Source organism: Arthrobacter sp. Dra40 (assembly GCF_059091905.1).
Window position 1 is genome coordinate 1 of record NZ_JBNHHB010000142.1, and the last position, 13239, is coordinate 13239.

A 13239-nucleotide genomic window follows, 5' to 3' on the forward strand; every position below is an offset into this window, starting at 1 on the left:
TGGTGTTCCAGGACAAGCTCAAGGAACAGGAAGACGCCAAGTTCTGGTTCTGCGACAGCCAGCACTGGCCCACCGTCTACAAGCCGTTCGAGACCATTGGCGGCGAATTCGCGGTCAAGTGCCTGGGCCAGTACAACGCCCGGCACCTGATGATCCCCAACGCCAACGGCATCGAATTCCGGGTGCACCTGGGCTACCTCTACATGTCGCCGATTCCGGTGCCGGAGGACCAGATCGCCGACCGCGTCCCGCACTTCGAGCAGCGGGTGGGCCACTACTTCCAAAACTGGGAGGAACTGCTCAAGCAGTGGCACGTGAAGGTGCGCGCCACGATCGACGAGATGGAAACCATCTCGTTCAAGAAGCTGCCGGACATGGTGCCGATGGACGACATCACCACCGGCAAGGCAATGGACGGCTCCGAGGTGCTGCTGGAGAACTATGACCGGCTGATCCAGCTGGCGTACCGGAACTGGCAGTACCACTTCGAGTTCCTGAACCTGGGCTACATCGCCTACCTGGACTTCTTCAACTTCTGCAAGGAAGTCTTCCCGAACATCCCTGACCAGTCGATTGCCACCATGGTGCAGGGCGTGGACATGGAGCTGTTCCGCCCGGACGACGAGCTCAAGCACCTGGCCTCGCTGGCCGTGGAGCTGGGCCTGCAGTCCGCCTTTGGCAATACCGACGACGTCGAGGCCACCTTGGCCGCGATCAGCGCCTCCGAGGGCGGCGACCGCTGGATCGCCCGGTACGAAGAAGCCAAGGACCCGTGGTTCAACTTCACCGTGGGCAACGGCTTCTACGGGCACGACAAGTACTGGAACGAATACCAGGAAATCCCGCTGGGCTACATTGCCGATTACATCCGCCGGCTGGACGAAGGCCAGCAGATCATGCGCCCGGTCGAGGAACTGGTGGCGGAGAAGGAACGCATCGTGGAGGAATACCGCGAGCTGCTCGACGGCGAGACCCTGGCCGCGTTCGACGCCAAGCGGCAGCTGGCCGCGACCGCGTACCCGTACGTGGAAAACCACAACTTCTACATTGAGCACTGGACCATGGGTGTCTTTTGGCGCAAGATCCGGGAGCTGTCCCGGATGCTGCACGCCGAAGGCTTCTGGACCGAACCGGACGACCTGCTCTACCTGAACCGGAACGAAGTCCGCGACGCGCTCTTTGACCTGGTCACCGGCTGGGGCGTGGGCGCCGAGCCGATCGGTCCCACCTACTGGCCGGAGGAAATCGAGCGCCGCCGCAAGATCGTGGACGCGCTCAAGACCGCCCGGCCGGCACCGGCGCTGAACACGCCGCCGGCCTCCATCACCGAACCGTTCACCCGCATGCTCTGGGGCATCACCACCGAGCAGGTCCAGCAGTGGCTGGGCGAGGGCGAAGAGGTGGAAGGCGGCGGGCTGCGCGGCATGGCTGCGTCCCCCGGCGTGGTGGAAGGCTATGCCCGGGTTATCCACGACTCCGACCAGCTCTCGGAGGTCCAGCAGGACGAGATCCTGGTGGCCACGGTGACCGCGCCGAGTTGGGGGCCGATCTTTGGCAAGATCAAGGCCACCGTCACGGACATCGGCGGCATGATGAGCCACGCGGCCATCGTCTGCCGCGAGTACGGCCTGCCGGCAGTAACCGGCACCGGGTCGGCCTCCACCACCATCAAGACCGGACAGCGGCTGCGGGTGGACGGCACCAAGGGCACCGTGCAGATCCTGGACGCTGAGGAGTCCGCCCATCCGGCCGTCGCCGGTCCGGGAGCACACAGCCACGCCTGAGTTCGTTCCGTGACCGGGTGGAATGTAACCACTCAAGGCCAACCCCGTGCCGGCCCGGGGGTCCCGTTTCCAGCGGCCCCCGGTCCGGCACCTCCCGACCTGAAAGTTTGACGATGACACAGCCTCCCCACGATGCAACAGCCGCTCCCGGCGCCGGCAACCCTGCCCCGGGGTCCGGGACCCGGACGGTGCTGATCACCGGCGCCGCCGGCGGACTCGGCCGTGCCTTCGCCCTGGGCTTCGCCGCGCGCGGCTACCGGGTGGCAGCGGCCGACACCAATCTGGCCGGTGCCGAAAAAACTGCCGCGCTGGTCCGCGAGGCAGGAGCCGCGGCCGAAGCCTTCGCAGCCGACGTTACCGACGTGGCCTCCACCGAGGCCCTGGCCCGGCAGTGCGCCGACTTCGGGCAGGGGAGCATCGACGTCGTCCTCAACAACGCCGCGATCTACGCAACGGTGACCCGCACCCCGTTCGAGGACATCGACCCGGCCGAATGGGACCTGGTGATGAACGTGAACCTCAAAGGCCCGTGGCTGGTGACGCGCGCCGCCAGCCCCTACCTGCCCGACGGCGGCCGCGTCATCAACCTGTCGTCCGCCACCATTTACTCCGGTTCGGAGCAGTGGCTGCACTACGTTGCGTCCAAGGGCGGCGTGGTGTCGATGACCCGGGTGCTGGCCAAGGAACTGGGCCGGCGCAACATCACTGTGAACGCGATCGCCCCCGGCTTCACGCTCACGGAGGCCAGCTACGGGCTGATGGAGAACGCAGAGGATTACGGTGTGGACCGCGGCGCGCTCAAACGCCCCAGCCAGCCCGAGGACATTGTGGGCGCCGCGCTCTTCCTGGCCGGGCCGGACAGTTCCTACATCACCGGACAAACCATGGTGGTCGACGGCGGCCGCCAGTTCATCTGAACCACTGCAACCCGAAGGAGAACCATGCCTACGGTACATTTCACCGACGCTGAAGGCGCCGTCCGCGACGTCGAAGGCAACCCCGGAGACTCGGTCATGGAAACCGCGGTGCGCAACGGCGTGCCGGGCATCGTCGCCGAATGCGGCGGCTCGCTGTCCTGCGCCACCTGCCACGTCTTCGTCCGCGAGGACTCCCTGGCGCAGCTTCCCGAGATGGAAGAGATGGAGGACGAGATGCTCTACGGAACGGCCGTGGACCGCGAGGACAATTCCCGCCTGTCCTGCCAGCTGAAGCTCTGCGAGGGCCAGGACCTGTACGTCACTACCCCGGAAACGCAGATCTGATCATGGAAACCACCACCACCACCACGACGACGGCGGCGCCCGCCGAAGCAGCGGACGGCGCCGTGCGCACCGGGCTGCTGATCATCGGCGCCAGCCAGTCCGGAGTCCAGCTGGCCGTGTCGCTGCGCGCGCTCGGCTTCGATGAGCACATCACCCTGCTGGGCGAGGAGGACCACCGGCCCTACCAGCGCCCGGCCCTGTCCAAGGAGTTCCTGCAGGGCAAGGTGGAGAGCGAATCGCTGATTTTCCGGTCCAACCAGTACTGGCAGGACCACAACGTGGCCCTGGTCAAGGGCGAGCGGATCGAGCGGATCGACAAGGAAGCGGACGGCTCCGGCGTGGCGCATGCCGCCTCCGGCGCGCAGTACCCCTTCCGGCGGCTGGCGCTGACCGTCGGTGCGCGCGCCCGCACACTGCAGGTGCCCGGCGCGGACCTTGCCGGTGTGGTCTACCTGCGCAACGCCGACGACGCCTTGGCGCTCAAGGCCCAGTTGGACGGTGTGCAGGACGCCGTCGTGATCGGCGGCGGTTTCATCGGGCTGGAGGCTGCCTCCAGCCTGCACGCGATGGGCAAGAACGTCACCGTGCTCGAGTACGGCCCGCGTTTGATCGGCCGGGCGGTGGGCGAAGAGACCAGCGACTACTTCCTGGCTGCGCACCGCGAACGCGGCCTGGACATCCGCCTCAATGCCCGGATCCAACAGCTGGTTCCGGCCGACGACGGCGGCGGCCGGGTGTCCGGCGTCGGGCTGGAAGACGGCACCGAGGTGCCGGCCCAGCTGGTGCTGGTCGGCATCGGCGTGGTGCCGAACACCGAGCTGGCCGAGCAGCTGGGCCTGGAGGTGGACAACGGCATTGTCGTTGACCGGCACGCGCTGGCGTCCGACGGAACCACGGTGGCGGTGGGGGATGTGGCGAACATGCCCAACCCCCTGCCCGGCTCGCCCGAGGGCGAGCGCATCCGGCTGGAGAGCGTGAACAACGCGATCGAACACGCCAAGGTGGCCGCCTACTCGCTGGTGGGCCGGCGCGAGGATTATGCGGGCATTCCGTGGTTCTGGTCCAACCAGGCCGACCTGAAACTGCAAATCGCCGGACTCACCATCGGCTACGACCAGACCGTGGTCCGCCGCGATGAGGAGCGCGGCAAGTTCTCCGTGCTGTACTACCGCGGCGGCCGCATCATTGCCGCGGACTGTGTCAACGCTCCACTGGACTTCATGGCGGTCAAGAACGCACTGGCCAAGGGCCAGAACATCCCCGCGGACGCCGCAGCGGATCCCGCCGTCGTCCTCAAGACCATCGCAACCGACGGCTGAGCTGCCGCTGACGGCGTTCCAGCACCACAAGGAGACCTATCCATGAGCACACCCGAGACCCAAACCCCGGAGGCCGCAGACAAGGCCCCCGCGTGGGCTGGCGCCGAGCCGTCCAACCATGCCGGCGATCCGCGCGCACAAGCCTTCTCCGCCGAGTACCCGGTGCGGCCGGTGCCGGCCACCGGGGCAGTGGACACCACTCCAATCGCGCTCACCCCCGCCGCAACCGGCGACCTGGACCCGATCTGGCGTGCCGTGGTGCAGGAGACCCGCACCCGCGGCAACGACGTCCACCTGCCCATCTCGCTGGCCTTTGCCGAGCGGCTGTGCCGGGCGTACCCGGAGGCCGACGCGGACCTTGTTCGGGTGGCCATCCTGCTGCACGACACCGGCTGGGCACACGTGGACGAGTCGAGGATCCTCACCGAAGGGTTCTCGGGCGACTGGCGCAAGGCAGCCATCCGATTCGAGCACGAGGCCGAGGGCTGCAAGGTGGCGCGCCGGGTGCTGCCGGGCCTGGGTTACTCCGCCGGTTTTATCGACCGTGTCTGCGAGATCATCGACGGGCACGACACCCGCCACGTGGCGTATTCCCTGGAAGACGCTCTGGTTCGCGACGCCGACCGGTTGTGGCGGTTCGACCACGCCGGCATAGCCCTGGCCTCGTCCTGGTTCGGCATGACGCCGGCGGTCTACACGGACCGGCTGGGCACCGAAATCATCCCGGAACTGATCACCGAGGCGGCCGTTGCCATGGGTACGGCCGACCTGGAGCGTTCCCGGGCGCTGTTGAAGACAGGAGTCATCCGATGAGCACGCCGAATACGGCCGCCACGGCACCTGGGGGAGCACAGGCGTCGTCCGCCGCGACCACAGCAGCGTTCCCGGACCCCACGGCGCCCGCGCTGGCCGCCCGCGAGGCCCTCGAATTGCCGTACACCCATGTTCAGGACGTCTTCATTAACGGTGCCTGGGTCCGCGCCCGCGGTACCGGCCGCAACCCGGTGACAGACCCGGCCACCGGCCAGGTATGGGGGTCGGTACCCGACGGCACCGCCGAGGACATTGACGCGGCCGTGGCCGCCGCCCGCCAGGCCTTCGACGACGGGCCCTGGCCGAAGCTGGCACCGTCAGAACGCGCGGCGTTCCTGCTGCGGATCGCCGACGAGGTGGAAAAACGGGTCGAGACGCTGTCGCTGACCAACACCCGGGAAAACGGCTCGCCGGTCTCCGAATCCTCCGGCGCCGCCGCGAACGCCGCCGGCATCTTCCGCTACTTCGCCACCTTGGCGGAGTACCTGGAGCGCGAGGACGTGCGGCCGTTCCCCCTTGGCGGCGGCGAGTCAGTGGTGCGCCGGGATCCGGTGGGGGTGTGCGGACTGATCGCGCCGTGGAACTTTCCGATCAACCTGATGGTTATCAAGCTGGCGCCTGCCCTGCTCGCGGGCTGCACGGTGGTGATGAAGCCGGCCTCGCCCACACCGCTGTCCTTCCGGTTGATCGTGGACGCCGTGGCCGCCGCAGGAGTGCCGGCCGGCGTGGTCAACCTGGTCACCGGATCCGGCCGGCTTGGCGACACCCTGGTCAAGCATCCCGGCGTGGACAAGGTGGCCTTCACGGGTTCCACTCCGGTGGGCCGAAAGATCGCAGCCGCCTGCGGCGACCTGCTGCGTCCGGTCACCCTGGAGCTGGGGGGCAAATCCAGCGCGGTGGTGCTCGACGACGCCGACCTGGACGACATGTCGAAGGTGCTGATCCGCTCCTGCATGCGCAACACCGGCCAGACCTGCTACATCTCCAGCCGCATCCTGGCCCCGGCGTCGCGTTATGACCAGGTGGTGGAGATGGTGACGGCCACCATCGCTGCCGGCGTCCAGGGCGACCCGCTGGACCCGGCCACCGTTTTCGGGCCGTCGGCCACCGAGTCGCAGTACCGGACAGTGCTGGACCACCTGGAGTCGGCCAAGGCCGATGGAGCCAGGACCACCACCGGCGGGCGGGCCGCACGGCTCGGCGGAGGACTCGAAGGCGGCTACTTCGTGGAGCCCACGGTGTTCGCCGACGTGACACCGGGTATGCGGATTGCACGCGAGGAAGTCTTCGGGCCGGTGCTCACGGTCATGAAGTACACAGACGTTGACGATGCTGTGGCACTCGCCAACAACACCGAGTTCGGCCTGGGCGGCATCGTGTTCGGGCGGGACCAGGACGCGGCGCTCGCGGTCGCCGACCGGATGGACACCGGCTCGGTGGGAATCAACTTCTTCGCTTCGAACCACTCCGCTCCGTTCAGCGGCCGGCATGACTCAGGGCTGGGCACCGAATACGGCATTGAGGGGCTGAACGCCTACCTGAGCTACAAGTCGATTCACCGGCGCTAAGCCGGGGCGCGCACTGCGTCGTCCCCGGCCAGCAGCCGCTCAAAGAAATTCAGGTAGTCGGTCGTCATCCGGGCCGCGCTGAAGCGGCGCTCGGCCGCGGCCCGGCAGGCGCGGCGGTCCAGTGATGTCGCCTGCGGCAGAAGTCTGGCCAGCTCCCGATCTTCCCGGGCCAGGAACCCGGTGACGCCCGGCTCGACGATTTCAGGGGCAGCTCCCCGCGGTGTGGAGACCACCGGGGTGCCGGCCGCCAGGGCTTCGATCATGACGAGGCCGAAAGGTTCCGTCCACTGAATGGGATTCAGCAGGGCGATCGCTTCGCCCAGCAGCCGGTATTTGTCGTCGCCGCCGACTTCGCCAAGGAACTCCACATCCGGTCCCAGCATGGGTTCAATGACCCCGTGGAAATACCGCTGTTCCGACGGCTCGCGCATTTTCGCGGCGATCTTCAACGGGATCCCGGCCAATCGGGCAATAGCAATGGCCTGGGCAATGCCCTTGTCGGGACATATCCGGCCCAGAAAACAGGCGTATCCGCCCCTGCCGCCGCCCACCGGCACGGTGGTGGTGTCGATGCCGTGGTGGATGATCGCGGCCGCTCTAATCCCGGACCCGGCAATCTGCCGCCTCGAGATGGCCACGACTGCAACATGCCGGGCTGCGGCATGATAGACCGCGGCCAGCTGGGTGGTCAGTGGGCCGTGGATGGTTGTGACCCCCGGAACCGTCGTCAGCCGGTCCCGGTACAGCGGCCCCGCCAACGTGTGGTCGTGAATGAGGTCCACCCCGTCCAGCCCTTCATACGCCCGGATGATGTGGTGAAGCTCGGACCAATTGGTTCCAACGGCATTCGGGTCGGAGGGCTCGGTGCCGGGCACCAAGGGAACGGGGCACTTGCTGTCGGCTGCAGCCGCCAGCACCACGTCATGGCCGGCATCCATGAAACCGCGGGCGAGGGTGTCCACCACCTGTTCAGTGCCGCCGTAGCCGAGGGGCGGAACCGGGATCCAAGGTGCTGCAATCAGCCCGATGCGCATCATCGGCCTTCCATTGCTTGGGAAAACCAGTTTACGCCGGCGCGGCCGGGGTGGCGAGGCGGACTGCAGGCAATTGGCCTAGGGCAAATTTTCCAATCCACGCGATTCCTGACCGCCGAGCGCCAGCAGTTCCGCCAGCGGCGACCGCGTACCGTGACGCAGCGTCACGTCGGGAGCCAAACCCTCCAGCGCGAAATCCTCCCCGGTGACGGATAGGGAGACACGTGATTTTCCGAGCAGCAGGTTGTCCGCGCGGAACGAACCAAAGTCCGCTGGCAGCGTAGGATCCAGCCAAAGCTCGTCGGCCGGGAAATACGGGTCCAAGCGCAGGAGCATGCGCATCAGTTGGACGGGCGAGGCGGCAGCCCACGCCTGCGGCGAGCAGGACGTGGGGTAGGGCACCGGAACCTCGTACTCACTTCTGTCGAAACCGCAGAACAGTTCGGGCAGCCGTCCGCCGAAGCACACGGCGGCCTCAAAGAGCCCGGCTGCCACCCTCCGGGCCTCGTCGACAAAGCCGTAGCGCATCAGGCCGCTGGCGACCAAGGTGCTGTCGTGGGGCCAGACGGAGCCGTTGTGGTAGCTGACCGGGTTGTAGGCGCCCATGTCAGATGCCAGCGTCCGGATCCCCCAGCCGGTGAACATCTCGGGGGACATGAGTCGGGCGGCCACCTGTGCTGCCTTGTCGTCATCGACGATGCCCGTCCAGAGGCAGTGCCCCATGTTGGAAGCACAGGCGTCCACCGGGCGCTTGTGCCCGTCCAGGGCCACCGCGTAGTACCCCTTGTCCGGGAGCCAGAAGTGCTCGTTGAATTCCTCTTTCAGCCTCGACGCGCGGCGCCCCCACTCGGCGGCCAGGTCCTGCTCGCCGGACGCTGCAGCCAGCAGTCCGCGGCCGATGTAGGCGCCGTACACATACCCCTGCACCTCGCACAAGGCGATTGGCGGCTCGGCCATCCGGCCGTCCGCGAAGTTGATGCCGTCCCACGAATCTTTCCACCCCTGGTTGAGCAGCCCGTGGGGCGTGGCGCGGTCGTATTCCACGAAACCGTCACCGTCGCGGTCCCCAAAGTCACGGATCCACCCCAGGGCCCGGTCAGCGTGCGGCAGCAGCGATTGCAGGACCTCCTTCTCCATGCCCCAGCGGTTCAGCTCAGACATCAGCATGACGAACAATGGAGTCGCGTCCGCCGTGCCGTAGTACGCGGCGCGGTCGCCCAGAACCACCCCGGCGGTCACCCCCAGACGCACTTCGTGCAGAATGCGTCCAGGCTCCTCCTCGGTGTCGGGATTGACCTCGCTGCCCTGCCGGGCGGCGAGCGTCTCCAGCGTTCCGCGTGCCAGCGACGGGTCAACGGGCAGCGCCATGTACGCCGAAAGCAGCGAGTCCCGGCCGAAGAGGGCCATGAACCAGGGGGCGCCGGCGGCAACCACGGCGCGGCCAGGATGAGCGGGGTCGAAGATCCGCAGGGCCCCGAGGTCCTCCTGGCTCCGTCGCAGGACCGCTTCGACGTCGGCATTGCCCACGTCCAGCTGCGGGGTTGATTTCTCCCAGTCGCGGTGGCGGCGTGCCGCTTCAAGATCGGAGATGGAGCCAGTGGCCACAAACGGCTCGGCAGGCAGGTCCTGTTCCACCAGCGGGGTGACAATGACGCTGGTGGACCACGTTCCGCGCGCCGGGATGACTGCCTCGAAGTGGAGCACATCCTCGTTGACGTCGGCGCCCCGCCCGTGCACGAGGATGCCCCGCCGGCGGCCACGGCGGATGGCCTCGAGCAGCAGTTCATCATCGCGGACCTGCCGCAGCAGCTGCGCGGGAGGTGCCGCCCGACCGCCTTTGACGTCGAAGAGGTCGGCAAAATCCGCTTCAACCCGCAGTTCCAGCACGCACTCCGCCGGCAGCGCCGAATGATTGGTCACGACGAGGTCTTCGCGCAGGCCGGCGCCAGTGAGCCGTTCGCGTTCGACCACCAACTGCGAGTCGGCAAGCCCGTCTGCGCGGCGGGCCCGCCCCACAAAGCGCGCCCGGTATGGCTCCAAAACGCGGGAAAGCAGGGGTTCGAGTGGAAGCGCGTTGACGGTCAGGCACCATCCGGACACGATCCGCGTGTCCTGGTAAAAAGCGCCTTGCGTCAGACCGGGAAAGATGTCGCCGCCGGCCGAGGAGATACAGAAGGACGAGCCTTCCACCACCGTGACCACGCCACCGGCGCCCGGCGGTCCGGACGCCGTATCGGCGTTCCAGCCAGTGCCAGGCTGTGCCGGCTCCGGCGGAGCAGCTTGTTGGTCGGGGGATTCAGGGGTGAGGAGTTGCTTTTTCACAGTTGGCTCTCTTGAACTGCGCACAGCGGGCCCTGGTGGCGAAACCTGCTGCTGAAAGAGGCAGCTTCCGGCTGGCCGTCTTCAGCGGTTTCATTCTTATTTGATGTTCTGCCGGATCAGTACGTCAAGATGACCGCCCGATGATTCCCCCCCACCGCTCCTTCCGGGGCGAACGTGACCTCCGCCCGCCGGGTTCTCCTGGCGAAGCCGGCTCCCGGCGTGCAATGGGCCGCAGAACCTGCTGTGCTGGGAGGCGGAGGTCGATACATGAAGAACTGGCTGCTCCTCGCAGGGGCAATCGTATGTGAGGTGGCAGCGTCATTGTCGTTGAAGGCGGCCCTGGATGCCCCGGCGATGTACGCCGTGGTCGTCGGCGGTTACGTCGTGTCGTTCACGCTCCTGGCTGCCGTCCTGCGCGCGGGAGTGCCCGTGGGCGTTGCCTACGGCATCTGGGGCGCGCTCGGCGTTGCCCTCACCGCTGTCCTGGCAACCATCCTGTACCACGAACCACTCACAGCGCTCATGGTGGCCGGCATGGCGTTGGCCGTGGCCGGAGTGGTGCTCGTGCAATGGGGAGGGCACCGGGCGTCGGTGCGCCGCTCCGACCAGGCGGCCGAATGATGGCATGGGTCTTCCTGAGTATCGCAATCTTCGTGGAGGTTGCCGCTACCCTGTCGCTGCGAGCCAGCATCGACGGCCGCCGAGCCTGGCTGCTGGCCGTTGTCTTCGGCTACCTGATTGCCTTTAGCTGCCTTTCGCTGGCCCTTCGCCAAGGATTAGGGATTGGGATTGCCTATGGAGTCTGGACCGCCTGCGGGGTAGCGCTGACGGCACTGGCCGGCAAGTACCTGTTCGACGAACCGCTCACCAAGCTGATGGCGGCAGGAATAGTACTGATCGGCGCCGGCGTGCTGCTGATAGAACTCGGATCGCCCTGAGGCCCGCCGTGCACGTTCGCGCTGAGCAGGGTTCGTCCTGACATTCGACCTCCGTGCGCCCCGACATTCGACCCGCACGACCGACGCGGGCCAGAAGCGACGCCCTCGGGCGGAGGTCGACCCGGGGTGGAGCGACGCGGCTCTGGGCGGAGGTCCCGCCGAGGCATGCGGGTGGGACGCGGCTAAAGTTGAGGGATGCCGTCTTTCCGCGCTCAGTTGAACGTCACCGGTTTGCGGCCTGGAAACCATCCGGAAGCGGTGATGGAGGCAGCGGTGGCTGCCGTTGGTGCAGCCCACATTGTGGAGGCAAACCAGGTGGACATCGTGGCCGGCGTCCCGCGGATCACGGTCCGGTTCACCGTTGACGCCAACGCCTACCAAGCCGAAAACCGGCAAGCGCTGCAAGCAGGAGCGAACATGCGCCACGCCGTGGAAGAAGTCGCGACCACTGCACGGCTCACCGTGCTGCGGCGCTCGCGTGGCAAGTGGGCTCCGGTCGGCTGAACCTCCGCGGTGTCAGGGAACGGGCCGGCAACGGCATCCCCGCACAGCGGGGAAGTCCGCCGCGCGGAACGGGAACTGCCGCAGCGCGGAACCGGGACGTGCGCCGCGCAACCCGGACGTCCGCCGTCGTTGGTTGCTGGGGTTACTCAGCCCAATGGCTCACCGCGCCGGAGCGCGCGGCGTTCCGCATGGCCCACGTGGAAACGCCGGGACATGCCGCAGACCACCACGAAGAACAGTCCAAAACCCGCGGCCATGGCCACCGACGCTGCCTGCGGATCGCCCAGGAAGCGGTCGAAGGTCAGCCAGCCTAGCCCCCAGACCAGGGCCAGGACAGTGGAAACCCGGCCGCGGCCGGTCATGGCGACCACCGCGCCGGCCACCGAGACAAGGGCCACCGCGATGACCGCCCAAATGTCCTCGCCCCAGCCCAACAGGTTGATCCCGCGGACTGACAGCCAGCTGGCAGCATTGGCGGCCGAGGCGAGCAACACCCAGCCGGTGTAGAGCCCCAGCGGCCCGTCCACCAGCAGCGCGTCCACCCGATAGGGCGTGGGGTAGCGGGTCAAACCGTAGATGACCCACGCCAGCGCGGTGAGCAGCAGCAGAATCAGTACCAACGTCAGCCCGATGTTGCCCGCCTGTGCTGCCAGAATCCAGGCCGCGTTGAGCAGCATCGAGGCGGCGACCGCCCAGCCGATGCTGCGCTGCCGCTGTGAGGAACGCTCGGCTGGCCACCACTGGAACATCGTGTAGCCCACCAGGCCAAGGTAAATCACGCCCCAGACGCTGAACGCCCGCGACTCCAGTGCCAGCAGCGTAAAGTCGGGGGCGAAGGCACCGGAAGCGGCATCCTTGATTCCGGTCCCGCCCAGCAAGCCCGCACCGCGCATTCCGGCCGGCAGGCAGAGCAGCAGCGAGACGGTCACCGCGCACTGCCGTGCCACGTCGGTTGCCATGACGGCACGGATTCTGCCGAACAAGGGCTTCGCTGTTGTCCCGACGGGCTGAAGGGCGGTGGAATCGGGCTTCACTCGGCTCCTAGCGTCGGGTAGGGCGAGGACGTCTCGCGGACGGACGCCGCGCCGCGGCGGCTGGCGCGGCGGCCCCGCAACCCGATGACCGCAGCAATAACCGAGCCCACCACGACGCCCACACCAGTCCCGATCAGGATGTTGATCCAGAACGGGAAGGCGGAGACCCTTCCCGCGACGAAGCCCAGCCCAATCATCCAGACGGCCCACAGCACTGACCCGGTGGCCGAAGCGAGCAGAAACGGCTTGAACGGTACGTCCGCGAGGCCGGAGGCCGCCACCGATGCTGTCCGGCCACCGGGGATGAAGCGGGCAGCCACCACTGCTGCATAGGTGGAGGACTCGCCGGCTTTGCTCAGTGCCAGTGTTACCCCGCGGTCGATCATCCGGCCCCAGCTGTAGCGGTTGAGCCAGGAATTGACGCCGCGCTGGAACAGCAGGAAGAGCAGGAGGTCGCCCAGCCAGCTGCCCAGCATCGCCGCCACCACGACCAGCGGCAGGATCAGTTCGCCGTCGGCCAGCAGGGTGCCGCCGCCGATGACCATCATTTCCGATGGCGAGGCGGGCATCGCGGCGTCGAGGACGACCAGCAGCAGCGTCATGGGATAGTACACCCACTGCAGCGGTCCCTCGGGAATCTCCATTGGGCCAATCTATCGGG

13 protein-coding genes are annotated in these 13239 nt (G+C 67.4%); 9 read left to right on the forward strand and 4 right to left on the reverse strand.

What is annotated here, in order from left to right; genetic code table 11:
• From AC5RWT_RS27740 to AC5RWT_RS27765, 6 genes are all read left to right on the forward strand, one after another.
• A partial coding sequence (locus AC5RWT_RS27740) for a PEP-utilizing enzyme (protein WP_494083006.1) occupies nt 1-1784 on the forward strand: 1784 nt, incomplete at its 5' end.
• Between the two features lie 113 nt (nt 1785-1897).
• Nucleotides 1898-2701, forward strand: coding sequence for an SDR family NAD(P)-dependent oxidoreductase (locus tag AC5RWT_RS27745; RefSeq protein ID WP_494083007.1), 804 nt, complete (start codon nt 1898-1900; stop codon nt 2699-2701).
• Nucleotides 2702-2725: 24 nt separating this feature from the next.
• Nucleotides 2726-3046 carry a 2Fe-2S iron-sulfur cluster-binding protein gene (locus AC5RWT_RS27750; RefSeq protein ID WP_494083008.1) on the forward strand — a complete coding sequence of 107 codons (321 nt, stop codon included), beginning with the start codon at nt 2726-2728 and terminating at the stop codon, nt 3044-3046.
• 2 nt (nt 3047-3048) lie between these two features.
• Nucleotides 3049-4365 carry an NAD(P)/FAD-dependent oxidoreductase gene (locus tag AC5RWT_RS27755; RefSeq protein WP_494083009.1) on the forward strand — a complete coding sequence of 439 codons (1317 nt, stop codon included), beginning with the start codon at nt 3049-3051 and terminating at the stop codon, nt 4363-4365.
• Between the two features lie 42 nt (nt 4366-4407).
• On the forward strand, nt 4408-5178 hold the full coding sequence (locus tag AC5RWT_RS27760) for an HD domain-containing protein (RefSeq protein ID WP_494083010.1): 771 nt from the start codon (nt 4408-4410) through the stop codon (nt 5176-5178).
• The gene (locus AC5RWT_RS27765) at nt 5175-6746 is read left to right on the forward strand and encodes an aldehyde dehydrogenase family protein (protein WP_494083011.1); all 1572 of its coding nucleotides are present in this window, start codon (nt 5175-5177) and stop codon (nt 6744-6746) included. Before AC5RWT_RS27760 ends, AC5RWT_RS27765 begins: the two co-directional genes overlap by 4 nt.
• On the opposite strand, the gene AC5RWT_RS27770 is transcribed toward AC5RWT_RS27765, so the two are convergent.
• The gene (locus AC5RWT_RS27770) at nt 6743-7783 is read right to left on the reverse strand and encodes a glycosyltransferase family 4 protein (protein ID WP_494083012.1); all 1041 of its coding nucleotides are present in this window, start codon (nt 7781-7783) and stop codon (nt 6743-6745) included. The two genes, AC5RWT_RS27765 and AC5RWT_RS27770, sit on opposite strands and share 4 nt — an antisense overlap.
• A gap of 75 nt (nt 7784-7858) precedes the next feature.
• Complete coding sequence (locus AC5RWT_RS27775) at nt 7859-9982, reverse strand: amylo-alpha-1,6-glucosidase (RefSeq protein WP_494083016.1); 2124 nt, start codon at nt 9980-9982, stop codon at nt 7859-7861.
• A gap of 387 nt (nt 9983-10369) precedes the next feature.
• Here AC5RWT_RS27775 and AC5RWT_RS27780 point away from each other — a divergent pair, with 387 nt between their 5' ends.
• The 3 genes from AC5RWT_RS27780 to AC5RWT_RS27790 all read left to right on the forward strand — a co-directional run bounded on the left by AC5RWT_RS27780 (nt 10370) and on the right by AC5RWT_RS27790 (nt 11544).
• On the forward strand, nt 10370-10723 hold the full coding sequence (locus AC5RWT_RS27780) for a DMT family transporter (RefSeq protein ID WP_493969718.1): 354 nt from the start codon (nt 10370-10372) through the stop codon (nt 10721-10723).
• Nucleotides 10720-11040, forward strand: coding sequence for a DMT family transporter (locus tag AC5RWT_RS27785; protein ID WP_494083013.1), 321 nt, complete (start codon nt 10720-10722; stop codon nt 11038-11040). The genes AC5RWT_RS27780 and AC5RWT_RS27785 overlap by 4 nt, the downstream gene beginning before the upstream one ends.
• 195 nt (nt 11041-11235) lie before the next feature.
• Entirely contained in the window at nt 11236-11544 is a 309-nt protein-coding gene (locus tag AC5RWT_RS27790; protein ID WP_493969720.1) for a hypothetical protein, read from the forward strand.
• Between the two features lie 146 nt (nt 11545-11690).
• On the opposite strand, the gene AC5RWT_RS27795 is transcribed toward AC5RWT_RS27790, so the two are convergent.
• Together AC5RWT_RS27795 and AC5RWT_RS27800 are read right to left on the reverse strand one after the other, a co-directional pair.
• On the reverse strand, nt 11691-12503 hold the full coding sequence (locus AC5RWT_RS27795) for a TspO-related membrane protein (protein WP_494083014.1): 813 nt from the start codon (nt 12501-12503) through the stop codon (nt 11691-11693).
• Between the two features lie 71 nt (nt 12504-12574).
• Complete coding sequence (locus tag AC5RWT_RS27800) at nt 12575-13222, reverse strand: DedA family protein (RefSeq protein ID WP_494083015.1); 648 nt, start codon at nt 13220-13222, stop codon at nt 12575-12577.
• Between the last annotated feature and the right edge of the window lie 17 nt (nt 13223-13239).